This window comes from Streptomyces katrae (assembly GCF_000717655.1).
Taxonomy (GTDB): domain Bacteria; phylum Actinomycetota; class Actinomycetes; order Streptomycetales; family Streptomycetaceae; genus Streptomyces; species Streptomyces katrae_B.
This window is the reverse complement of the sequence record NZ_JNZY01000049.1, coordinates 13283-35449: the sequence shown is the minus strand read 5'-3', so window position 1 is coordinate 35449 and position 22167 is coordinate 13283. Positions and strand designations below refer to the sequence as shown.

Sequence of the window (22167 nt, the reverse complement as noted above, 5' to 3'; positions counted from 1 at the left end):
CCCTTCACCCCCCGCCCGGCCACCCCTGCACCCACGCCCCTGCCGCCTCCGCCTGTGCAGCCAGGCCCAGCAGCAGTGGTTCCGCCCCCTCCGGGCCCAGGAGTTGGGCTCCCATCGGGAGGCCCGTCTTCGTGAGGCCCGCCGGGATGTTGACCCCCGGCCAGCCCAGGACGTTCCACGTCCAGGCGTAAGGGCAGGCCGCGATCATCGCCCGGTCCGTGGCCATCGCCCCGAGTCCGGACAGGGCCCCGATCCGCAGCGGTGGAGTGGCCGTCGTCGGGGTCAGGACCACGTCGAACCTGCCGAAGATCTCCCCGATCCGCCGCCGCAGCAGCACTTCCGCCCGGCGGGACACCCGGAGCGGCAGCCCGCCCAGGATGCGGCCCGTGCGCATCGCCTCGTGCGTGCGCGGGTCCAGCAGGGCGGGGTCCGGCACCCGCGACGCCCAGTCCCGTACGCCCCGGGTCGCCCGGGGGACGAAGGTCAGGCCGATCTGCCCGTAGCGCGGGTCCTCCGGGACCACCTCGTGGCCCAGCGACTCCAGCCGCCCGGCCAGTCGCTCCACCGCCGAACGGACCTCGGGATCAAGGGACTTCGGCGTCGCCGTGAAGGCCATCGCGAACGACAGGGCGATGCGCAGCCGACGCGGCGTGCGGCGGGTCGCCTCGAGGGCCGAGACGGGTGCCGGGTGGTGGCGGTCCCCAGGGTGCTGGCCGCTGGCGGCGTCCAGCAGGAGCGCCGCGTCGGCGACCGTGCGGGCCAGCACGCCGTTGACCGTCAGTCCGTGGAACGACTCCGGCTCCGGCCAGGTGGAGATGCGTCCCCGCTGCGGTTTGACCCCCACCAGATGGGTCCAGGCCGCGGGGATCCGTACCGAACCCGCCCCGTCGGACCCGAGCGCCGCCGGGACCAGCCCCGCGGCCACGGCGGCCGCCGAGCCGCCGGAGGAACCGCCGGGCGTGTAGGCCGGGTTCCACGGATTGCGGGTCTCGCCGAACGCCGGGCCCTCGGTGAAGGGCCACTGCCCCAGCTCCGGCGTCTGGGTCTTGCCGACGATGACCGCGCCGGCCGCGCGCAGCCTCCGTACGGCCTCGCTGTCGGCGGTCTTCGGGGGGAACTCCCCGGCGCAGCCGAACGCGGTGGGCTCTCCGGTCACGTCCATGTCGTCCTTGACGGCGACCGGTACGCCGAGCAGCGGGAGCCGCTCGCCCGCGGCCAGCCGCCGGTCGGCCGCGTCCGCCTCGGCGAGCGCGGCCTCGGTCCGTACGATCCGGAACGCGTTGAGCTCGGGCTGCGCGGCCGCGATCCGCTCCAGCGCCTCCTCGGTCAACCGGCGTGCGCAGACGCCTCCTTCGGCGAGTGCCTTCGCCGTGTCCGCCAAACCGGAACAGACAGAAGGCACAGTTGAAGCCTTCGCACCTGACGTCACCGACATCGGACCTCCCCGTTACCGCTCGGTAGGACCGACGGTAACGGGGAGGGGCCGAAGGTGGCTAGAGCGGTTGGACCCAGCCTTCCAGCGAGGCCGTGAAGCCGTCGAAGTCGTCCCGGTGGATGGTGTGTCCGGCGCCGGCGACCGACCGCACCTCGAAACCGCGCTCCGCGAGGAGCGCGGCGCGCTTTTCCGGGGAGATGAGGAAGCTCGGGTCGGCGAGCTGTACGGGGGAGGGAACCACCGGCGCCGCCGGCAGGAGGTCCGTACCGAAGATCGCCGGTGACCCCTGCGATCAGGCCGAAGTCGGAGACCTTCTTCGCCGGGTCGACGTCTTCGACCTGCAGGGCGAGCAGGACACCGGCGACGCCGATGTAGAGGGCGTACATCGCCCTGCTGCCGACGAGCAGCAACGGGAACAGGCCGCGTCCGGGACCGCGCGGTGCGGTGGCGGAAGGTGCGGCGCAGGCGCCGTCGGGGTGGCTCCGGCGGTGCCTGCGCCGGGGAGGAAAGGGCCGCGGTGCCCTCCCGGGCGGGTTCTTCGGGCGGATGAGGGTGGGTGAGGGCGAGGCGAGAGGAACGGGGGAGGCGTGCGGGGGCGTGGCGGGAAGGGCGTAGAGGGGTACTCGGAGGGAGTGCGGAGATGGGGTGCGCGCCGCCCTGTCGTGACGGCGGGGGTGCGACGGAACACGACAGGGCGACGGCACGTCGGGACACGGTCGGACACGTGCTGCGCGGCCCCGGGGAAAGGGATGTGGCACCCGGATTACACGTGTCAATGAATCGTGTAACCACTGTGTAGCATTCGTTTCCGGCCATCCGCCAGCCCCCAGGTGCAACCGGTCTGGAAAGATGCCACGGCAATGTCACAGTCATCGAAATCGCCGAAACCGGCCCCCGTGCCGACCAGCGCCGACGTGGCCCGGCTCGCCGGCGTGTCGCGCGCGACGGTCTCGTACGTCCTGAACAACGCGGAAGCCGTACGCATCAGCGAACCGACCCGCCGCAAGGTCCGCCAGGCCGCCGAAGAACTCGGGTACGTGCCGCACGCCGCCGCCCGCAGCCTGCGCGCCGGGCACACCCGGATCGTGCTGCTGCCCACCTCGCACGTCCCGATCGGCCCGCTCTACAGCGCCTTCCTCAACGAGCTCCAGTGGTCGCTGCGCCGCCTCGACTACACCGTGGTCCAGTACGGCAGCCTCGGCCTCAGCGGCGACGAGGCCGCGCGCGCCTGGGCCGAGCTGCGCCCGGTCGCGGTGATCTCCCTCGGCGAGATCACCCTGTCCGCGCACAACGTGGCCACGCTCAAGCGGGCCGGCGCCCGCGCGGTGATAACGATGGGCCCGGTCGGTGTCGCCGGGGCCCACGCCCTGGTCATGGACCAGCGCGAGGTCGGCGCCCGGGCCGCCGCCCACCTCGTCGAGCGGGGCCACCGGCGGATCGGCGTCGTCGTCCCCGAGGAGGACGGGCTGGAACTGTTCTCCACGCCCCGGCTGGAAGGTGCCCGCTCGATCGGGGCCGCCACGATCGAGCCCCTCCCGATGGCCTACTCGGAGGAGTCGGCCGCCGCCCTGGCCGCCCGCTGGCGCTCCCTCGGCCTGGACGCGGTGTTCGCGTACAACGACGAGTACGCGATGCTGCTGATGCGCGCCCTGCTCGACGAGGGCCTGCGGGTCCCCGAGGACGTCGCGGTCATGGGCGCGGACGACCTGCTCATCGGCCGGCTGCTGCGGCCCCGGCTGAGCACGGTGCAGATCGAGCTGCCCACCGGGGACCACCTGGCCGCGCTGGTGGACCAGGCGGTGCGCGAGCCGTCCGAGATCACGCAGAGGCACGACCTGATCGCCGCCGTGGCCGTCCACCGGGAGTCGACCTGACGGCGGGCCCGCAGGGGCAGGCCCGTGACAGCAGGCGGTGACGGCAAGCTCGTCACGGCAAGCTCGTCACGGCAAGCGCGCGACGACACGCCCGTGACCGCAGCCGCGTGACCGTCCGCCCCGCCCCGCCGAGGCCGTCCGCCCATGGTCGGCGAAGGGCCGTTGACAGGCGGTGACCTGCGGACGGAGACTGCGGGCGCGCCCCACCGGGCGCGCCCGGCGCCGTACCGGGTGCCGACCCCGGCACCGCCCGGCGCCGCCCGTACGGATCCGCCCAGGAGAGCCCCCATGAGCATCCGCACCGCCCGCGACGGACGCAGCGTCCGCGACGTGTACGTCGTCGACGCCGTCCGCACCCCGATCGGCAAGTTCGGCGGCGCCTACGCCGGGGTCCGCCCGGACGACCTCGCTGCGCACGTCGTGCGGGCGCTGGTGGACCGTACGCCCGACCTCGACCCCGCGCAGATCGACGACGTCGTCTTCGGCGACGCCAACGGCGCGGGCGAGGACAACCGGGACGTGGCCCGGATGGCCGTCCTGCTCGCAGGACTGCCGGTGGCCGTCCCCGGGGTCACCGTCAACCGGCTCTGCGGTTCGGGTCTCGAAGCGGTGATCCAGGCCGCCCGGGCGATCGCGCTGGGCGACGCATCCGTCGCCATCGCGGGCGGCGTGGAGTCGATGAGCCGCGCCCCCTGGGTGGTGCAGAAGCCGGAACGGGCCTTCCCGGCCGGCCACCAGCAGATGTGGTCCACGACCCTCGGCTGGCGGATGACCAACCCCCGCATGCCCACGGAGTGGACGGGCTCGCTCGGCGAGGGTGCCGAGCTCATCGCCGAGAAGCACGGCATCACCCGCGAGGCCCAGGACCTGTTCGCCCTGGAGAGCCACCGCAAGGCCGCGGCCGCCTGGACCGCCGGGCTGTACGAGGACGAGGTCGTCCCGTACCCCGGGGTGGACCTCGTGCGCGACGAATGCATCCGCGAGGGATCCACCCCCGAGGCGCTGGCCCGCCTGAAGCCCGCCTTCCGGACGGACGGCACGGGTACGGTCACGGCGGCCAACGCCTCCCCGCTCAACGACGGCGCGGCGGCGCTGCTGCTGACGGACGAGGAGGGGCTGGCGGCCACCGGCCGGGAGCCGCTCGCCCGGATCAGTGCCTCCGCGGTCACCGGCATCGAGCCGCAGCTGTTCGGCCTGGGCCCGGTCGACGCCGTGCAGCGGGCGCTCGCCAAGGCGGGCCGCAGCCTGGCCGATCTCACCGCCCTCGAGCTCAACGAGGCTTTCGCCGCACAGGCGTTGGGCTGTCTCGCGGCCTGGCCGGAGCTGGACCCGGCCGTGGTCAACCCGCGCGGTGGTGCCATTGCGATCGGCCACCCGCTCGGTGCGTCCGGGGCGCGGCTGGCCGGCTCGGTGGCGCACCAGCTGGCCGCAGCCGGCTCGGGCACCGGCATGGCGACGCTGTGCATCGGGGTCGGGCAGGGCATCGCGCTCGTCCTGGAGCGCTGAACGCCCGCCTGAACTCGCTCACGGCACTCGCTCACGGCGCCCGGCCGTCGATCGTTTCTGGTCACGACGGTCCGTCAACTGCCCAATAACTGAACAGATGTGGTGCCTCCGGTCTGGCACGATGGCGCGTGCTGCCGCCCCCCCCGCCCCGCCCATCCCCACCGGAGGCCCCGCGCCATGCCGCTCCTCGAACCGACGCTCTGGCAGGACGGACTGCCCCTGACCGGGGGCGCCGCCCCGGTCGTCGAACCCGCCACCGGCCTGACCCTCGCCACCGTCCGGCTGGCCGCCCCCGCCGATGTCCCGGAGGCCGCCGTACGGGCCCGGGCCGCCCAGGACGACTGGGCGCGGGCCTCCCACCTGGAGCGGGCCGCCGTCCTGCGCCGGGCCGGCGACCTGTTCGCCGCCCACGCCGGGGAGCTGCGGGACTGGCTGGTGCGGGAGTCCGGCTCCATACCCGGCAAGGCCGACTTCGAGCTGCACGTCGCCGCCCAGGAGTGCTACGAGGCCGCAGCGCTGGCCTCCCGTCCCGCCGGGCAGGTGCTGCCGAGCGAGGCGCCGCGGCTGTCCTTCACCCGCCGGGTCCCGGCCGGGGTGGTGGGCGTGGTGGCCCCGTTCAACGCCCCGCTGATCCTGGCGATCCGCTCGGTCGCCCCGGCCCTCGCCCTCGGCAACGCGGTGCTGCTCAAGCCGGACCGGCGGACCGCCGTGTGCGGCGGCCTCGCGCTCGCCGCCGTCTTCGCCGCAGCAGGGCTGCCGGCCGGGCTGCTGCACGTGCTGCCCGGGGGCGCCGAGACCGGGGCCGCGGTGGTCGCCGATCCGCTGGTCCGGGTGGTGTCGTTCACCGGGTCCACCGCCGCCGGGCGGGTCGTCGGAGAGCTGGCAGGACGTCATCTCAAGCGTGTGCACCTGGAGTTGGGCGGGAACTCCGCCCTCGTCGTCCTCCGGGACGCCGATGTCGGGGCCGCGGTCGCGCAGGCTTCGTGGGGCTCGTTCTTCCACCAGGGCCAGATCTGCATGACGGCCGGCCGGCACCTCGTCCACGCCTCGCTGTACGACGAGTACGTCGAGCGGCTCGCCGCGCGGGCCGAGGCACTGGTGGTGGGGGACCCGTACCGCGACCGGGTGCACCTGGGCCCGCTGATCGACCGCGGCCAGCTGGAGCGGGTCCACGGCCTGGTCGAGGCCAGTACGGAGCAGGGCGCGAAGCTCGTCGCCGGGGGCACCCACGAGGGGCTGTTCTACCGGCCGACCGTGCTGGCGGGCGTCGTCGACGACACCCCCGCCTACGCGGAGGAGGTCTTCGGCCCGGTGGCGCCCGTACGGTCCTTCGCGACGGAGGAGGAGGCGGTCGCCCTGGCGTCGGCCGGTCCGTACGGCCTCTCCCTCGGGATCGTGACCCGGGACGCGGCGCGCGGGCTCGAGCTGGCGGGGCGGATCCCGACCGGGATCGCGCACGTCAACGACCAGACGGTGAACGACGAGGCGGTGGCCCCCTTCGGCGGTGTCGGCGCCTCCGGCACCGGAGCCCGGTTCGGCGGCGAGGCGAACCTGGACGCCTTCACGGAGCTGCGCTGGACCACGGTCCGCTCGACCCCGGCGGGGCACCCCTTCTGAGGGCCGTGGGGCCCGGGCCCCGGCGGGCCCGGGCCCCACGGGTGGAATGCGCGGGGCCGGCCGATCGTTCAAGCTGCATACGAACCACTCAGGAGGTCTGGAAGCCGTGGCTACTGTCGAGCTCACCAAGGACAACTTCGACCAGACGGTCAGCGAGAACCCGTTCGTGCTGATCGACTTCTGGGCGGGCTGGTGCCGGCCGTGCCTGCAGTTCGCCCCGGTCTACGAGAAGGCCGCCGAGGCCAACCCCGACCTGGTCTTCGCCAAGGTGGACACGGAGGCGCAGCAGGAGCTGGCCGCCGCCTTCCAGATCACCTCGATCCCGACGCTGATGATCGTCCGGGACCAGGTCGCCATCTTCGCGCAGCCCGGCGCGCTGCCCGAGGCCGCGCTGACGGACCTCATCGGGCAGGCTCGGCAGCTGGACATGGACGAGGTGCGCGCGAAGATCGCCGCGTCGCAGCAGGAGGGCCAGGGCCAGGCCGACTCCGCCGGTACCACGGAAGCCTGAGCTCCGACCGGCTGCCGCGCGTCTCCCGCGCCGCATGCGGTGCCCACGTAAGGTGACAGGGACATGAGCCCCTGGAACCACGGATGGTGACTGTGTCGGAAGCGGTGGAGTACGACGTCGTGGTGCTCGGTGGGGGACCGGCCGGCGAGAACGTCGTGGACCGGACCCGCGCCGCCGGGCTGACCACGGCCCTGGTGGAGGCCGAGCTCGTCGGCGGGGAGTGCTCCTACTGGGCCTGCGTCCCGAGCAAGGCGCTGCTGCGCCCGGCGCTGGCCAGGGCAGATGCCCGCCGGGTGCCCGGTCTCGCGGGCTCGGTCGGGGGGCCGCTCGATGCGTCGGCCGTGTTCGCGCACCGCGACCACTGGACCGGCAGTTGGAAGGACGACGGCCAGGTCGACTGGATCGACTCGATCGGCGCCCACCTCTACCGGGGCCACGGCCGCCTGTACGGCGTCCGCAAGGTCGCCGTCTCCAGTCCCGAGGGGGAGCACCACGTGCTCGCCGCCCGGCACGCGGTGGTCGTCGCCACCGGCACCCGCGCCATGGTCCCGGACGTGCCGGGGCTCGCCGGGGCGCGGCCGTGGACCAGCCGCGAGGCCACCTCCGCCCGGCAGGTGCCGGGCCGGCTGCTGATCGTGGGCGGTTCGGTGGTGGCCGCCGAGATGGCCACGGCCTGGCAGGCCCTCGGCTCGCAGGTCACGGTCCTCGTCCGCGGCTCCCGGTTGCTGCCGCGGATGGAGCCGTTCGCCGGAGAACTGGTCGCCGAGGCGCTGCGCGAGGCCGGTGCTGTGGTCCGTACGGACGTCTCCGTCGAGGCGGTCGTACGGGACGGTTCGGCCGGGCCCGTCCAGGTCGTACTGGAGGGCGGCGAGGTCCTGGAGGGCGACGAGCTGCTGATGGCAACCGGGCGCTCGCCGCATACCGAGGACATCGGGCTGGAGACCGTCGGGCTGACGCCCGGGGACTGGATCCCGGTCGACGAGAGCTGCCGGGTCGAGGGCCACGACTGGCTGTACGCCGTCGGCGACGTGAACCACCGCGCGCTGCTGACCCACCAGGGCAAGTACCAGGCCCGGATCGCGGGCGCCGCCATCGCGGCCCGCGCGGCGGGCAGTGCCGAGCTCGACACAGGCCGCTGGGGCGCGCACGCGGCGACCGCCGATACGCAGGCCCTGCCGCAGGCGGTGTTCACCGACCCGGAGGCGGCGGCGGTGGGCCTGACCCTCGCCGAGGCCGAGCGGGCCGGCCACCGGGTGCGTGCCGTCGACTACGACCTGGGCAAGGTCTCGGGCGCGGGCCTGTACGCCGACGGGTACCGCGGCCGGGCCCGGATGGTCGTCGACCTGGACCGGGAGGTGCTCCTGGGGGTCACCTTCGTCGGCCCGGGCGCCGCAGAGCTCGTGCACGCGGCCACCATCGCGGTCGCGGGGGAGGTCCCGGTCGACCGGCTGTGGCACGCGGTCCCGTCGTTCCCGACGATCAGCGAGATCTGGCTCAGGCTGCTGGAGACGTACCGGGGATAGTCGAGTCCACGACGTCGGCGCGGCGGTAGCTGCTGCCGTCCCGGGTGCGGGTCAGCAGGCCCGAGGTGATCAGGTACCGCCGCAGCGCCGAGCAGTCCTCGTGCACGGTGCGCAGTGCGTCGTTCACCTCGGGCTCGGTGTACGCCCGGCCCCCGGCGAAGAGGGTTTCTGCGAGGTAGGCCAACAACTGCTCGCGGCGGGCGGTCTTGCGCGGGATGGCGGTGAGCCGGCCACCGGAGAACAGGTCGGCGAGCGCGCGTGGGGGCATCGCAGTCTGAGACATGGCAGGAGCGTGTCCGACACCCCCCAGTTCCGGCAACGGATTAGCCCGCGAACCCCCAGGGTGCCGCGCTCCCGGATCCCGGCTCGGTCACCGCCGAGCAGCGGGTCTTCGACCGTACGGGCGCCGCCGCCGATCCCCCGAAGCCGGTACCCGGTCCGCCCGGCCGGGGTCGACGCCGCGCTGCCCGTGCACGCCCGGCAGCCGTACGAGTGGCAGGGCTTCGACCCGGCGGCCAACACCGCCGCCTACACGCCGCCCGCCGAACACCCGCAGTCCATCGGGCAGGACTACTACATCAGTTGGAACAACAAGCAGGCCGAGGGCTACAGCGCGGCCGGCTTCGGGATGGGCTCCGTACACCGCGGTGACCTCCTCGACCAGCGGGTCGAACCGCTCGTCGCCGCGGGCGGGGTCGCGCGCGCCAAGCTCACCCAGGCCATGGCGGACGCGGCCGTCACCGACCTGCGGGCCGAGAACCTGCTGCCCGAGCTGCTCGCCGTACTGCGCAGTGCGCCGGTCACCGATCCGGTGGTGGCGGCCGCGGTCGACAAGCTCGCCGCCTGGCAGGCGGCGGGGACCGAGCGCAAGGAGACCGCTCAGGGCTCGAAGACGTATGCGCACGCCGACGCCATCCGGATCACGGACGCATGGTGGCCGCTGCTGATCGAGGCCGAGTTCAAACCGGGGCTCGGGGCGCCGCTGTACGACGCCCTGCGCGCCTCCCTCACCGTCGACGAGGCGCCCAACGCGGGCCACGGGCCCACCGGTTCACATGCCGGGTCGGCGTTCCAGTACGGCTGGTGGAGCTACGCGGACAAGGACCTGCGCACGGTGCTGGGGCGCCCGGTCGCAGGTCCGCTGGCCCGGACGTACTGCGGCGGCGGTTCGCTGTCCGCGTGCCGTGACACCGTGGCGGCCACGCTCAAGCAGGCCGCCGCCGCCACCCCGGCGGCCGTCTACCCGGCCGACGGGACCTGCGCGGCCGGCAACCAGTGGTGTGCGGACGCGATCGTGCAGCGCCCGGTGGGCGGGCTGAGCCACCCGCAGATCAACTGGCAGAACCGGCCCACGTACCAGCAGGTGGTGGAGTTCCCGTCCCACCGCTGACGCCCGGTGGGCCGCGTACGCGGAAGGCCCGCCGGTCCCGGATCGCTCCCGGGGCCGGCGGGCCTCCTCGTACGCGGGCCGTCGCGGTCAGGGGCCGACGGTGATCTGCTGCGCCGGGTCGGTCGTGTCGGTGACCTTGTACACGGCGTTGAAGACGGACGAGGTCGCGCCGGTCGGGCAGCCGAACCCGCCGGTGACCGTGACCGGCACGGAGGCGTTGGTGAAGGTCAGGCTCGGCGGTGCGCCGTTCGTCCAGGTTCCGGCTACGTTCGCCGGGGCGGAGGGGGCCGCGGTGACCGTACAGGTGGCCAGGCCGGACGTCTGCACGACGAGCCCGCCCACCGGGACGGTCATGGTGGCGGTGATCGGGGAGCCGTCCTGCATCGACACCGACCAGGAACCGCTGGTGGTGACCGTCGGAGTCACACCCCAGACGCTGGACGTGCAGGAGCTGTACGTCGGCGGCGAGATCGGCGACGAGACGGGCCCGGAGGCGTTCTGGTTCCCGGGGGCGGCCGGGACCGTGCCGGTGGAGACGGAGACCGTACAAGTCACCGTGACCGAACCGGCCTTGAGGGTGGCCTTCCCGCTGAGGGTGGCCTTGAAGGAGTGTCCGGCCGGGGTGACGGTGGTCGACCCGGCCAGGGGTGAGGGCGCGGCGGTGGCGGTGGCCGAGGCCACCGACAGCGCTCCGGCGGCGGCCAACCCGAGGACGAGCGCGGTACGCGTGCGGCTCATGGCTGTGCTCCTTGGGGATCGGGGTGCGCAGTGGTGCCGGTTGGGGTGGGGGACTGCGGGGCCGCGGCGTGCGGCTGCCAGGCGAACATCAGCCCGCCGCCGAGGATCCCGAGCAGGGTGCCGATCAGGAACCCGCCGAGGTTCGACAGGACGAGCGCGGCGGTCGCGATGAGCGTGGTGAGCACACCGGCGAGGCTGCGCTGTGCGGGCGAGAACCAGGCGGTGAGGCCGAGCACGATCATGACGATGCCCATCAGGACGGACGGGATGCCCGCGATGCCCTGCTGGAGCATCACCTTCAGCGGTGCCAGTGGCAGGGCGCAGATCTCGGCCCCGGCGAGGACGGCGAAGAGCCCTCCCCAGAACGGCCTGCCCCGCCGCCACCGCCGCCAGCGGCTCAGAAGCATTCCTTCTTGCCCTTGCTGATGTTCATGCTGAGCCCGGAGAGCTTGAAGGTGCCGGCGTTCGTGGCCCAGGCCGTCTGCTGCAGATCGGTGATGCTGACGGTGTCCGCCTGCTGGGCGAACAGGTCCTGCATGCCCACGGCTTCCGTCGGTCCCTTGTCGAGGGTCGAGGCGTCGCGGCCGATCTCGATGTTGGTGAAGACGGCGTTGCCGGAGAGCTGGGTGGCGTCGACGAACAGGTTGCTGGCCTCGACGGGGGACTTCTTGCCCGCGGTGAGGTTGAGCGAGATGTCGCCGACGACCGGGAGCGTGGTCACCACCGACTGGCAGAGGCTGTGGAGCTTGGCCTCCTTGATGGCGGTGACCGCCACCGGGATGAGTTCTTCGCGGGCGTTGACGTCGATGCTGCCGTACTGGGCGAAGCCCTCGCCCTCCAGGCTCGTCGCCGACACCTTGAACTGCTGGCCCGACACGGCGAAGGAGGCGGCGAGCGCGCCCTGCGCGAGGGCGATGCCGAGGCCCGCGGTGACGGCGATCGCGGGGACGGTGAGGACGGCGAAACGGCGCCAGCGGACGCGGCCGCCCCCCTCGTCGTCTCTGCCGGGCGGGGCTGGGGAATCCGATAAGTTGGGGGAATCTGCCATGAGATCGTCCCTTATTTCGGCTGTGCACCGTTGTTACCGACGAGTTGAATGTAAGAGTGCCAATGGGGGTTGGCAAGGTTGCTCGACCGTACCTTTTCGGCCGACTCCTACTGATCGGTTACGGCTTCCTCCGCCTCCTTGCGGAGCAGTTCGGCGACCTCCGTCTCCATCCGCCGGGCCATCGCCCGGGCGAACTCCGCGGCCACGACCTCGCCCGCCACCGGCCGCAGCGCCCCAGCCGCGTCCGAGATGTGATCCAGTTGGCTGGCCGAAAGCTGCTCAAGTCCGTCGGGGCCGATCACATGCCGCCGGAACAGTCCGACGAACCGGTCGGCGAGCGCAGCCGCCTGCGTCTGCACGAAGTCCCCGGCATCGAGGATCTCCGCCAGCGGCACGCCCTGCCGTACGAGCGTGAGCGTCGCCTCCAGCAGCCTCCCGCTCCGGTGCGTGACCCGGTCGCCCTCGATCCGTACGTACCCCAGCTGCGCGGCCCGCCGGGTGTCCTCGGCCGTCGCGGCCGGGCCGAACAGCTCGCGCAGTTCGGCCAAGGTCATGGTGACCGGCTCCTCCTGGACCCAGTCCCGGGTCATCGCCCGCTCAAGGCCCAGGAGTTGGGACAGGCCGCCGCCCGCCTCCCAGGCGTGCAGCAGCTCGGCGATGCCGTTGACGGTGTATCCGCGGCCCAGCAGATCGCTGATCAGCCGCAGCCGGGTCAGGTGGTCCGCCGAGTACCAGGCGATACGGCCCTCGCGGCGCGGCGGCGGGAGCAGCCCGCGCTCCTGGTAGTAGCGCAGGTTGCGCACCTTGACGCCGGCCGCGGCGGCCAGGTCCTCCCGGCGGTACCGCTCGCCGCTCGGACCGCCGCCCGTACCGCCGCCTGCACGGTCGTGCGCACCGGCGCCCGTACCGCCGTCCGCACCGCTGTCCGCACGGTCGTCCGTACCGTCTTGTCGCACCAGGCTGTTCACGCGGCCGAGTGTAGGACGTACCGCAGGCTGTACCGGCGGGTATACCAGCAGGTCACGTGGGGCGCGGCCGCATCTCCTGCTTGACCGCCCGCAGTACGACGAACTTCGGCTCGCTCGCGACGACTTCGCTGTTGCCGAAGAGGCGGTGCAGATGCGTGTGGTAGCCCATGTGGCGGTTGGCGATCACCCACAGCTCACCGCCCGGACGCAGCACCTTGCGCGACTGCGCGAACATGCGCAGCGCCGTCGCGTCCGTCGTCGCCTGGTGGGAGTGGAACGGCGGGTTGCACAGCACCAGGTCGACCGAGGCCGGGTCCAGCATCGACACGCCGTCGCCGACGAGGAAGTCGGCCCGCTCGCGCTCGCGCAGGACGTTGGCACGGAACGTGGCCTTCGCCGAGGCGACCGCCTGGTACGACTCGTCGGTGAACACGATCTCGGCCTTGGGGTCGGCGACCGCGACCGCCGTGCCGACGATGCCGTTGCCGCAGCCGAGGTCCACGACCCGGGCGCCGTTCGTGTTGTTCGGGATGCTCTGGAGGAAGAAGCGGGTGCCGACGTCGAGCCGGTCCGCGCAGAAGATGCCCGCGTGGTTGACGGCGGTCAGGCCGGCGCCCGAGCCCGCTTCCGCGTCCAGCGTGTACGTCACCGGCCAGGGGTCGACGGCCCGCGTCGACGTGGCGCTGGGGGTGCAGAAGATCAGGCGGGCCTTCTTCTCGGCGAGCGAGGTCTTCGTCGGGCCGAGGATCTTTTCGAAGAGCTTCAGCGTGGAGGTGTGGATCTCCTTGACCATGCCCGTGCCGACGATGACGGTACCCGCGTGCACGTGCGGGGCCAGCCGGTACAGCTGGTCCTCGAGCAGCGCCAGGCTCTTCGGCACCCGGACGAGGAGTACGTCGATCCGCTCCGGCGGTGCGTCCTGCGTGGTCAGCAGCCGCACCGTGGTCTTGGCGGTGCCGATCCCGGCGCGGTCCAGGTTGGCCGCGGTGCCGGCCCGGGCGAGGTAGGAGTCGGTGATCTGCGTCGGGTGGTACGCGGCGAGTGCCGTCGTGAGCGCACCCCAGCGGTCCCCGAGGATGGTGATCTGGCCGGCGCCGGCCAGGTCCACCGGGCCGTGTTCCCCCGTACCGGAGTCGAGGTGGCGCAGCAGGTACTCGTCGGCGGCGTCCCATGCGCGGAGCTGGTCGCGCGGGTCTTCGGGGAAGCGGGTGAGCTCGTAGGAGCCGAAAGGCGTGGTCAGACGGTTCATCGTGCTCCCAGGCTAACCGAGGCGGCCGCCCGGCCCCGCATGCACGGGGCCGGTGGGTGCGCCAGCGGGCGCGCTACTCGGGGAAGTCGCCGGCCATTGCGGCGGCCATCCGCAGGTGGGGGCGGGCTTCGGTGGTCCGGCCCTGGCGCTCCAGGGTCCGGCCGAGCATCAGCTGGGCGTAGTCCTCCACGGGCCAGCGCTCGAGGATGGCGCGGAGCTCGTGCTCGGCGCGCGAGAGCTGGGCGGAGTGGTAGTAGGCGCGGGCCAGCAGCAGCCGGGGCGCCAGCTGCTCGGGGGCCTCGCCGGTCAGTGAGGCCAGGATGGGTGCGGCCGTCGCGTACTCCTTCGCCTCGAAGAAGAGCCGGGCCCGGTCCCAGCGCTCGGCTGCCGTCCCGAGCTCGAAATACGCCGTCGGCGCGTTCATCGCGTCCCTTCCGCCGTTCAGGTGGTGCGTCCGCCCCCTCCAACACGTGACGGCAGCCGGACATTCCACCGAACGCGGCGCCGGTGGCGGTACTAAGTTGTGCGGTATGAGCAATCTCGATCGCCAGCCCGCTCTCTCCGCCTGCGGCGGCCGCGGCTTCGTCGTGGCCGAACCCGTCCGCGAGCTCCTCAGCCCGCGCACGGTCAAGCTCGGGGAATCCACCGAGGTCCGCCGACTCCTGCCCAACCTGGGACGCCGCATGGTGGGCGCCTGGTGCTTCGTCGACCACTACGGCCCGGACGACATCGCCGGCGAGCCCGGCATGCAGGTCGCCCCGCACCCGCACTCCGGTCTCCAGACCGTGAGCTGGCTGCACGACGGCGAGGTGCTGCACCGCGACAGCGTGGGCAGCCTCGAGACGATCCGCCCGCGCGAGCTCGGCCTGATGACCTCGGGCCGTGGCATCAGCCACTCCGAGGAGAGCCCCCGCTCGCACGGCCGCCTCCTGCACGGCGCCCAGCTGTGGGTGGCCCTCCCGGAGGCCCACCGCCATGTGGAACCCCATTTCCAGCACCACGCGGAGCTCCCGCGCGTGACCGCCCCGGGCCTGACCGCCACGGTCATCCTGGGCACCCTGGACACGGCGACCTCACCGGGCACGGCGTACAGCCCGATCGTCGGTGCGGACCTGGCGCTGGCGGCGGGCACGGAGACCCGGCTCCCGCTGGACCCGGACTTCGAGTACGCGGTCCTGTCGATGTCCGGCGAGGCCCACGTGGACGGCGTCCCGGTCCTCCCGGGCTCGATGCTCTACCTCGGCTGCGGCCGCACCGAACTCCCCCTGCGCGCGACCTCGGACGCCGGCCTGATGCTCCTGGGCGGCGAGCCGTTCGAGGAGGAGATCGTGATGTTCTGGAACTGGATCGGCCGGAGCAACGAGGAGATCGTACAAGCCCGCAAGGACTGGATGGAAGGCTCCCGGTACGGCGAAGTGAAGGGTTACGACGGCCCTCCGATCCCTGCGCCGCAGCTCCCGCCGGGGCCGCTGAAGGCGCGCGGACGGGTGCGCTGACCTGCGGTTTTCCAAAGTAACCCGACAAGTCGAGATCAGCCGGAGAGGGGCCGTATCCCGCGCGGAGATCGTTCCGCCGGGGTGGGCGACGCGGGCTGCGAGAGGCCCTCTCCGGGCTCTCGACGTTTCCCAGGTGTGACCAGCTGGGGTCAGCTTTGCCAGGACCAATGCTGACCCAATGCTGACTTTGATGACGGTTCGTCAGGTCGAGGGATGTCTTCCGATGGTCCCGAATGAACCGTGGAGGGGCTCCTCGGGCACGGCGCAGCAGGTTTTACAGAGCGTAGCCGTCAAAGCTCTTCTCGCCCGGCCCGGACGCAGAGGGCGCTTGCGGGCGTTCCAGTGATCGAGTGGGTAGGCAAGCGGATTGCACGACCCTGGGTGGGGGAAGTTCTGAGCGGACCGGCGTGCAGGGACCTGGGGGTGGCGGTGGCGGGTGGGGGCGACGAGTACGCGCGCGAGCGGGCGCGGCAGGCCAAGGAACGTGAGCGGCGCCGGAAGGCTGCTGAGACGGAGGCCAAGCGCAAGGCACGCGACGAGAAGGTTGCCTACGAGGCCGCACGTGCCCAGGAGGCCGTCGACAAGACGAGCGTGACCGAGCACGACGTCGAGCAGCTGGCGGGACTGTTACGTGCGGCGGTGCTGGAGGGCCGGCCCCTGAGCTTCGACAGTCTCAGGCAGCACTTCGTCCCTGCGGTCTTCGCGCCGTCCAAGAGCCGCACGAAGCCCGTTCCCCTCCCGCGGTGGGGAGAGTACGAGCCCGAGCCGCCGCGTGGGTGGTTGGGCGCGCTCGGCTTCGGGCGCCGTTCGTACGACGCGGAGATGGAGGCTGCACGCAAGCGGTTCGACGAGGCGCTGCGTGACCATGCTCGCGAGGAGCACAAGCGGGTCGGGAAGCTGGATGCGGCGCAGGCCCGCCATGACGAACGCAACCAACAGGAAGCGGCCCGCATCGAGGAGTGGAATGCCGGGATCGAGGCACGCCGCGTCGCCTACCAGGAGCGCGACGTCGAAGCGGTCGAGTGGTTCATCGACCAGGTCCTGGCCGCCTCCACGTATCCCCACGGCTTCCCGAAGGCGCACCAGGTCTCCTACCAGGCAGATACGGGAGACCTGCTGGTCGAGATCGACCTGCCGCTGGAAGATGTGGTCCCGGCGGCCCGCGCCTACCGGTACGTGAAGACGCGCGACGAGATCACGCCTGTCCCGAGGCCCGAGAAGGAGCGCCACGAGCTGTACGCGTCCGTACTGGCGCAGACGGCACTGCGGACCGTCCACGAGTTGTTCGCGGCGGACACCGACGGGGTGGTGAGGTCCGTGGCGCTGAACGGGCACGTGGCGACCATCGACCGTGCCACGGGCCGCGAGGTGCACCCGTGTCTGATCACTCTCCAGGCGGCAAGGGAGGAGTTCAGCGAACTGGTGCTCACCCAAGTCGATCCGCAGGCCTGCCTGAAGCGGTTGCGATCGCTGATCTCACCGAATCCGTACCAGCTGGAGCCGGTGCGCCCGCTGGTCACCTTCGACTTGAGCAAGTACCGGCTGATGGACAGCATGGACGTCGTGGCGGGCCTGGACAGCCGTCCCGTGCTGATGGACCTCTCGCCCACGGAGTTCGAGCACTTGGTCCGGCAGTTGTTCGAAGCCATTGGCCTCGACAGTGTCAACACGCGACCGTCGCAGGACGAGGGTGTGGACGCTGTGGCGATGAACACCGACCCGGTCATGCGAGGCCTGTGCATCATTCAGGCCAAACGCACTGCCAAGGTGGTGCCCTTCGAATCGGTCTCCGCCCTCGCCGGCGTCGTGGAGCACAAGCGGGCAGCCAAGGGCATCCTGGTGACGACCTCGTGGTTCGGCCGGGCGAGCGAGGCGTTCGCGAACGACCACGGACGCCTGGAACTCCTGGACGGCGCCAACCTCGTCCACCTGTTCAAGGAACATCTCAACCTCGATGTCATCCCGGGCCCCATTCCTCCCAAGCGCCGGCCCCGCTGACGACGTGCCCATGGCGTGACCCCTGGGTGCTCCGCGGTGGACGTGGGCGATTGGGACGTAGGAGCCTGAGAGGCTGCCAGGACGGCAAGGAGAGGCGGGTATCCGCCGAGGATGCGGTCCGCTGCGGGGGGCTGGGGCGGGGCGGCAGGCCACGGGGCGCGCAGGGCAGGGCATGTGCGGGGATGCTGATGACGCCAGGATCACGGCGATGACTGCGTACGTCTGCCGCCAGCCGAGGTGTTCGGCCCGGACGGCGGTCAACGGGGCGAAGATGGTGGAGTCTCCATGGCCGGGCTCCAGCAGGAGCGCCTGAGCGCCGACAGGACCCTGCCCATATTCGTCAGTGTGACGTGAATTTGCCTGAACCAGGCTTCTTTTCGATAGGGCTCTGCGATGCTGGAGGTCGATCGAGAGGGGCCGCAGCGATGCAGTGGAAGATCCACGGTGAACGTCCGATCTACGAAAACAAGTGGGTGAACTTGTGGCTCACCGACATCGGGTCGAGTGGATTCCGCTGGCGAACATCCGGGGCATGATCGACCACCGCGAGATCGTCAGCAGCGGCTCTCTCGTCGGCCTCCTCTACGTCCTGATGGACGAAGGGGTTCGCTGACCCGGCGGGGGGAAGCATTGCTCGTAGGCGTGCCTCGAATGCAACCGCGGCCGGCACCTCGCGATAGGGCGCAAGCTGCTCGTAGAACTCGCGAAGGTGCCCGGTCACCCGCTCGGACGACACCGCCGCGGCGGGCACCAGTGCCTCTATCGCTGTGTGGCAAGCCTGGTCGAGCTTGCCCCGCTGCAGCTGAGTACGGGCCAGCCAGAAGGCGTGGAACGCCCGGCCGCGCTGATTCGCGGGATCCTCCCGCGCCAGGGTATCCGCGATCAACGGTTCGGCGATCGCCGCCTCGCCGAGACGATCTCATCGCGTACGAGGGCCAGCACATGGGCTCCGCAACCTAGCCATCATGCAGTACTCGGCCCCATCGACATCCTGGCGAACAATGCTGGCTCCTGCCCCCGCGTCCCCTGGCAGCACACCGACGAGGCGGCCTGGGACTACTCCCTCGACGTGAACCTCACCGCCCACTACCGCACCTGCCACGCCGTGACCCCCAGGATGGTCTAACGCCGCTGGGGCCGGATCGTCAACATCGGCAGCATGAACGCCCGCGCCGGTCGCACGCACCTGGTCGCGTACAGCACCGCGAAGGCGGGACTACTGGGCCTGACCCGCTCCCTCGCCCGCGAACTGGGCCCGTACGGGGTCTGCGTCAACACGGTCATGCCGGGCGCCATGCAGGTCGAGGCCGAGAACGCCGTCCCCGCTCAGCACTGCGCGCGCCCGGAGGACCAGATCAAGCGCCAGTGCGTCCCTCGCCGTGGTCGGCCCGAAGATGTCGCGACCCTGGTGGCGTTCCTCGTGGGCCCCTCCGCGTCGTTCATCACCGGGCAATCCGTCCACGTCGATGGCGGCTGAGTGCTGCACTAGGATCGTCAACACGGAAGGAGACAGACCGAAATGATCGAACGAGTCCGCGGCGTCCTCGTCACCGCTGACGACACGATGCTGGTCATCCGCCGGACCAAGCCCGGCATCCCCGTGTACTGGGTCCTGCCCGGCGGCGGCGTCGAACCCAGTGATGAGTCGCGGGAGGCCGCCCTTCACCGGGAGATCCACGAGGAGGTCGCTGGGAAGGCCGACATCGTCCGACTCCTCCACACGATGGAGTCCGACGACGAGCGTCAGCTCTTCTACCTCGCCCGCATCGCCACCTGGTCCTTCGACGACCGCACCGGTCCCGAGTTCAGCGCCGAGGGCCGCGGCGAGTACGCGCTGGAGGAAATCCCGTTGACCGTCGAGGGGCTCGACGGAATCGACCTCAAGCCCGAGGAGATCGCCCACGTCCTCCGGGGCGCCATCGGCGCCGGCACCCTTCGGGCTGAGGCTGCGAAGTAGCTGTCCGCCTTTGTGGACTTGGCCCAGGGCCGGTAGACACCGAGGCGGTAGGCGTCGAGGAGGACCGACTTCACCTTGTCGAAGGCGTTGGACTGGGTCGCCAGGCCGGCACCGTTCCGCTCCATGGTACGGATGAAGCCGTCGACGACCTTGTGGTCGAACGTGCTCATTCGTCGACTGCCGAGGGTGGGGAGGATGTGGTGCTCGAGGAGGGACTCCAGGGTGCGGAGTGAGGACTCGGCGAGGCCGCGCTGGCCGGCCTTCCACTCTGCGGTGTACTCGCGGAACTGCATCGCGCCGTACTTCTGGATGCGCTCGGCCTTGCTCTGGTTCCTTGGGGCGGCCTTCTTCTCCTGGTAGACCGTGGTGAGGCGGGCGATCGCCTTCTCCTGGGTGGAGAAGCCGGCCTCCTCGTTACCGTGGCCGATGACACCCACTGGAGTGAGATCCAAGCGCTCAACGAGCAAGTCCTGATGCAGCTGGGCGCCGCCGACCTGTACTGGCAAGATCTGACGAAGGACGACGCGCGCCTCGCCGTGCAGCACTGGACGTTTCCGCTGAGCGGCATCGACCTCGCCCCAATCGAGGTCAAGGTACCCGAACTCCAGGCTGAACGGGAGAGCTGGATCGCCAATCAGTGGTGAAGCGTTTCGTCGAGATGCCGTCAACCTCGCGAATGAGCGGCTGGCTGCCAGATCACCCGGTGAGAGGACGGCTGTCCTCCGCTGGCCAGTGACAGCCTGTCCGTCCCTTCGGCTCTGAGGGACGGACAGGCCGCTCACTCAAGCGCTCGGCTGCGTCGATTGCTCAGGCCGCCTGTCGGGGTTGGCGGCCCTCCGGGTCACTGTCCACGTCTCCCCGCCGCGGCGGAACGTGATGGTGAGGCGGGTGGGTGGCCCGCGTCCTCCTGCTGTCATAAGTCGTACGTCTTCCCGCCCCCAGTACGCCTCTGCCAGCCTGTCGGTGATGTCGCCGTCCTCCGGCCCAGCAGGGACCGTTGCCGGAGGCAGCGGTAAGGCGGCGGACCGTGGGCCGGGCACTGCGCGGGCTGCGCCGTCGGTGGGCTCGCTCATGCTGCCCACCTCGCATACGCGCAGAGGCTCACTGTGGCAGGCGGTCCCAAAACGAGCAGTGGTGTGCGGAACGCACATCGACGGGATGGATTCCGCCTGCTCCGGGAGCCAGCGACTGCACCGACCGCGCGAGAGGTGACGAAGGGTGGAGGAGAGGCCACAGCGGTGCGTTGGAGGTGTTCGGGTTGCCGGTGCGCGCGAAGTTCGTCCAGTAGTCGACCATCCGGTCCGACAGGGCGCGCTGGGCGTCGGTCAGCGGTCGCTCGGTGGGGAGGGAGGAAAACAGGAACGGCATCTCGAAGCCGTGCGCCGCACCGTAGGGGAAGCCCGGGTTCGCCGGTAGACCGGTGAGGACAGGAGCGTCCGGATCGCTGAACTCGTAGCCGTACAGGGGGAGGCCGGGGGCATGGGCGGCGATGGTTCGGCCGGCCGCCAGTGTGGTGCATGCGAGGGATCGATCGGTCAGCACCGTGGCCCATGCCAGTGCGGGCGTGGGGTGGTGTGCGGCCGGATACTGCGCCTCGACGGCTGGGGCGGCGAGCCCGAAGGCGTCCACCAGACGGGCGCGATAGTCGCTCTCGGTGCGGATCGGGAACGCGGTGAGCGTCAGGCCGACGAACATCCGCATCTCGTCGTGGTTGGTGCCCAGCATGACCGGCACGCGGTGGAAGCGTCCCGATGCCAACGCCTGGTCCGGTGCCACGGGCAGCAGCGCGTTGCCGAAGGCGGGCCGGTTGAAGGACTGCATCAGCTGCGCGGTGGCGAGGCGATCCGCGCTCTGCCCGCGCAGGCACGCCAGCACCTCGTCTCCGCCGCCCGCTGGGCAGCCCAGTTGCCGGGCGGCTTCTGCACCGGCCGTCTGGACATCGTGCTGTGAGGCGAACGGCTCGTACGCCGGTATTCCGGGTCCGAGAGCGCCGCGTGGGAAGGACGTGAGGCAGGAACCGCTCTGGAGTATGGCCCGCTGGAAGAGTCCGACGGCCGTCGGCGAGGTGAGGTGTGCACAGATGCTGAGGGCGCCTGCCGACTCACCGAACAGCGTGACACTGCGCGGATCACCGCCGAAGCGCTCCGCGTTCGCCCGCACCCAGCGCAGAGCGGCCTGCTGGTCCGCCAGGCCGAACGGTGGGGCGGAGCCCAACCCGGGGTGGCCGAAGTAGCCGAAGATTCCCAACCGGTAGTTGACCGTGACGACGACCGCGTCACCCCGGGCCGCCAGTTGTTCGGCGCTGTAGTCACCGCCGGAACCGCCCAGGAATGCACCGCCGTGCATCCACACCAGCACGGGCCGCTTCTGTCCTGCCGGCTTTGGCGTCGGGACGGTGACGTTGAGGTAGAGACAGTCCTCCGATCCGAGGGCCGCGCTCGTGCCTGGTGTCGGCATCTGCACGCAGCGTTCAGCTGCCGTCGTCGCATCCCGGACACCGTGCCACATGGCGGGGGGCACCGGAGCGCGCCAGCGCAGCGGCCCGGTCGGAGGCGCAGCGTAGGGGATGCCGTCGAAGGTGGTGTACGAGCCGTGTGACACACCGCGTACCAGGCCGTGGTCGGTCCGAACAACGGTACCGCTCTGCCTCGCGGAATGCGGGGAACCGGGCTGTGCGGCGGTCGCCGGCACGGCGGTGGCGGTGACGAGCGCCACCGCCGAGAGCACGGGGAAGAGCACCCCACGGATCCTGGCTCTTCGGCATGGACGGGGTGCTGTCGTAGTCGGGGACATGCCTACCCACCGTTCTTGGTCGGGGACGGGATCGGACGAGGCCGCACGAGGCCGCTCGGGCCGG

18 protein-coding genes and 5 pseudogenes are annotated in these 22167 nt (G+C 71.6%); 12 read left to right on the top strand and 11 right to left on the bottom strand.

Annotated elements, in window-relative coordinates; genetic code table 11:
- Positions 1–4: 4 nt before the first annotated feature.
- The gene (locus tag IF09_RS0135580) at positions 5–1435 is read right to left on the bottom strand and encodes an amidase (RefSeq protein ID WP_030303048.1); all 1431 of its coding nucleotides are present in this window, start codon (positions 1433–1435) and stop codon (positions 5–7) included.
- Between the two features lie 58 nt (positions 1436–1493).
- Positions 1494–1697, bottom strand: a pseudogene (locus IF09_RS0135575) (alpha/beta hydrolase); the annotation flags it as partial.
- 598 nt (positions 1698–2295) lie between these two features.
- Between IF09_RS0135575 and IF09_RS0135570 the strand changes: the two are divergent.
- The 5 genes from IF09_RS0135570 to IF09_RS0135550 all read left to right on the top strand — a co-directional run bounded on the left by IF09_RS0135570 (position 2296) and on the right by IF09_RS0135550 (position 8466).
- Positions 2296–3309, top strand: a complete 1014-nt coding sequence (locus IF09_RS0135570) for a LacI family DNA-binding transcriptional regulator (RefSeq protein WP_030303045.1) — start codon at positions 2296–2298, stop codon at positions 3307–3309.
- A 288-nt stretch (positions 3310–3597) separates the two neighbouring features.
- Complete coding sequence (locus IF09_RS0135565) at positions 3598–4815, top strand: thiolase family protein (protein WP_030303043.1); 1218 nt, start codon at positions 3598–3600, stop codon at positions 4813–4815.
- A gap of 177 nt (positions 4816–4992) precedes the next feature.
- Positions 4993–6432 carry an aldehyde dehydrogenase family protein gene (locus IF09_RS0135560; protein WP_030303041.1) on the top strand — a complete coding sequence of 480 codons (1440 nt, stop codon included), beginning with the start codon at positions 4993–4995 and terminating at the stop codon, positions 6430–6432.
- Between the two features lie 106 nt (positions 6433–6538).
- A complete protein-coding gene (locus tag IF09_RS0135555) occupies positions 6539–6943 on the top strand; it encodes a thioredoxin family protein (protein WP_030303039.1) in 405 nt (134 codons plus the stop codon).
- 83 nt (positions 6944–7026) lie between these two features.
- A complete protein-coding gene (locus IF09_RS0135550; protein WP_030303037.1) occupies positions 7027–8466 on the top strand; it encodes a dihydrolipoyl dehydrogenase family protein in 1440 nt (479 codons plus the stop codon).
- Here IF09_RS0135550 and IF09_RS0135545 read toward each other — a convergent pair.
- On the bottom strand, positions 8438–8749 hold the full coding sequence (locus IF09_RS0135545) for a DUF2087 domain-containing protein (RefSeq protein WP_051833487.1): 312 nt from the start codon (positions 8747–8749) through the stop codon (positions 8438–8440). The two genes, IF09_RS0135550 and IF09_RS0135545, sit on opposite strands and share 29 nt — an antisense overlap.
- A gap of 150 nt (positions 8750–8899) precedes the next feature.
- Here IF09_RS0135545 and IF09_RS0135540 point away from each other — a divergent pair.
- Positions 8900–9856, top strand: a pseudogene (locus IF09_RS0135540) (penicillin acylase family protein); the annotation flags it as partial.
- A gap of 87 nt (positions 9857–9943) precedes the next feature.
- Here the strand turns inward: IF09_RS0135540 and IF09_RS0135535 are convergent.
- The 6 genes from IF09_RS0135535 to IF09_RS0135510 all read right to left on the bottom strand — a co-directional run bounded on the left by IF09_RS0135535 (position 9944) and on the right by IF09_RS0135510 (position 14283).
- A complete protein-coding gene (locus IF09_RS0135535) occupies positions 9944–10594 on the bottom strand; it encodes a hypothetical protein (protein WP_030303030.1) in 651 nt (216 codons plus the stop codon).
- A complete protein-coding gene (locus IF09_RS0135530) occupies positions 10591–11001 on the bottom strand; it encodes a DUF6114 domain-containing protein (RefSeq protein WP_037636933.1) in 411 nt (136 codons plus the stop codon). The genes IF09_RS0135535 and IF09_RS0135530 overlap by 4 nt, the downstream gene beginning before the upstream one ends.
- Positions 10992–11642 (bottom strand): DUF6230 family protein, encoded by a 651-nt coding sequence (locus tag IF09_RS0135525; RefSeq protein ID WP_234321275.1) that lies wholly within the window; start codon positions 11640–11642, stop codon positions 10992–10994. Before IF09_RS0135525 ends, IF09_RS0135530 begins: the two co-directional genes overlap by 10 nt.
- A gap of 107 nt (positions 11643–11749) precedes the next feature.
- Positions 11750–12610: a MerR family transcriptional regulator gene (locus IF09_RS0135520; protein ID WP_234321274.1), complete on the bottom strand. Its 861-nt coding sequence runs from the start codon at positions 12608–12610 to the stop codon at positions 11750–11752.
- A 52-nt stretch (positions 12611–12662) separates the two neighbouring features.
- Entirely contained in the window at positions 12663–13859 is a 1197-nt protein-coding gene (locus tag IF09_RS0135515; RefSeq protein WP_030303024.1) for a methyltransferase, read from the bottom strand.
- Positions 13860–13932: 73 nt separating this feature from the next.
- Positions 13933–14283: a tetratricopeptide repeat protein gene (locus IF09_RS0135510; RefSeq protein ID WP_030303021.1), complete on the bottom strand. Its 351-nt coding sequence runs from the start codon at positions 14281–14283 to the stop codon at positions 13933–13935.
- A 106-nt stretch (positions 14284–14389) separates the two neighbouring features.
- On the opposite strand from IF09_RS0135510, the gene IF09_RS0135505 reads away from it, so the two are divergent.
- From IF09_RS0135505 to IF09_RS48670, 3 genes and pseudogenes are all read left to right on the top strand, one after another.
- Positions 14390–15355 (top strand): pirin family protein, encoded by a 966-nt coding sequence (locus tag IF09_RS0135505; RefSeq protein WP_030303019.1) that lies wholly within the window; start codon positions 14390–14392, stop codon positions 15353–15355.
- A gap of 240 nt (positions 15356–15595) precedes the next feature.
- The gene (locus tag IF09_RS0135500) at positions 15596–17353 is read left to right on the top strand and encodes a restriction endonuclease (protein ID WP_234321273.1); all 1758 of its coding nucleotides are present in this window, start codon (positions 15596–15598) and stop codon (positions 17351–17353) included.
- A gap of 496 nt (positions 17354–17849) precedes the next feature.
- A pseudogene (locus IF09_RS48670) lies at positions 17850–17966 on the top strand (NUDIX hydrolase); the annotation flags it as partial.
- On the opposite strand, the pseudogene IF09_RS43940 reads toward IF09_RS48670, so the two are convergent.
- A pseudogene (locus IF09_RS43940) lies at positions 17955–18269 on the bottom strand (hypothetical protein); the annotation flags it as partial. The pseudogenes IF09_RS48670 and IF09_RS43940 sit on opposite strands and share 12 nt — an antisense overlap.
- Here IF09_RS43940 and IF09_RS41140 point away from each other — a divergent pair.
- The 3 genes and pseudogenes from IF09_RS41140 to IF09_RS45225 all read left to right on the top strand — a co-directional run bounded on the left by IF09_RS41140 (position 18180) and on the right by IF09_RS45225 (position 19954).
- Positions 18180–18830: pseudogene (locus tag IF09_RS41140) on the top strand (SDR family NAD(P)-dependent oxidoreductase). The pseudogenes IF09_RS43940 and IF09_RS41140 sit on opposite strands and share 90 nt — an antisense overlap.
- Before the next feature lie 42 nt (positions 18831–18872).
- Positions 18873–19310 carry an NUDIX hydrolase gene (locus tag IF09_RS0135485; protein ID WP_030303014.1) on the top strand — a complete coding sequence of 146 codons (438 nt, stop codon included), beginning with the start codon at positions 18873–18875 and terminating at the stop codon, positions 19308–19310.
- A gap of 419 nt (positions 19311–19729) precedes the next feature.
- Positions 19730–19954, top strand: coding sequence for a hypothetical protein (locus tag IF09_RS45225; protein WP_030303010.1), 225 nt, complete (start codon positions 19730–19732; stop codon positions 19952–19954).
- A 457-nt stretch (positions 19955–20411) separates the two neighbouring features.
- Here the strand turns inward: IF09_RS45225 and IF09_RS0135470 are convergent, their stop codons facing one another.
- Positions 20412–22049 (bottom strand): carboxylesterase/lipase family protein, encoded by a 1638-nt coding sequence (locus IF09_RS0135470; RefSeq protein WP_030303008.1) that lies wholly within the window; start codon positions 22047–22049, stop codon positions 20412–20414.
- Positions 22050–22167: the final 118 nt, after the last annotated feature.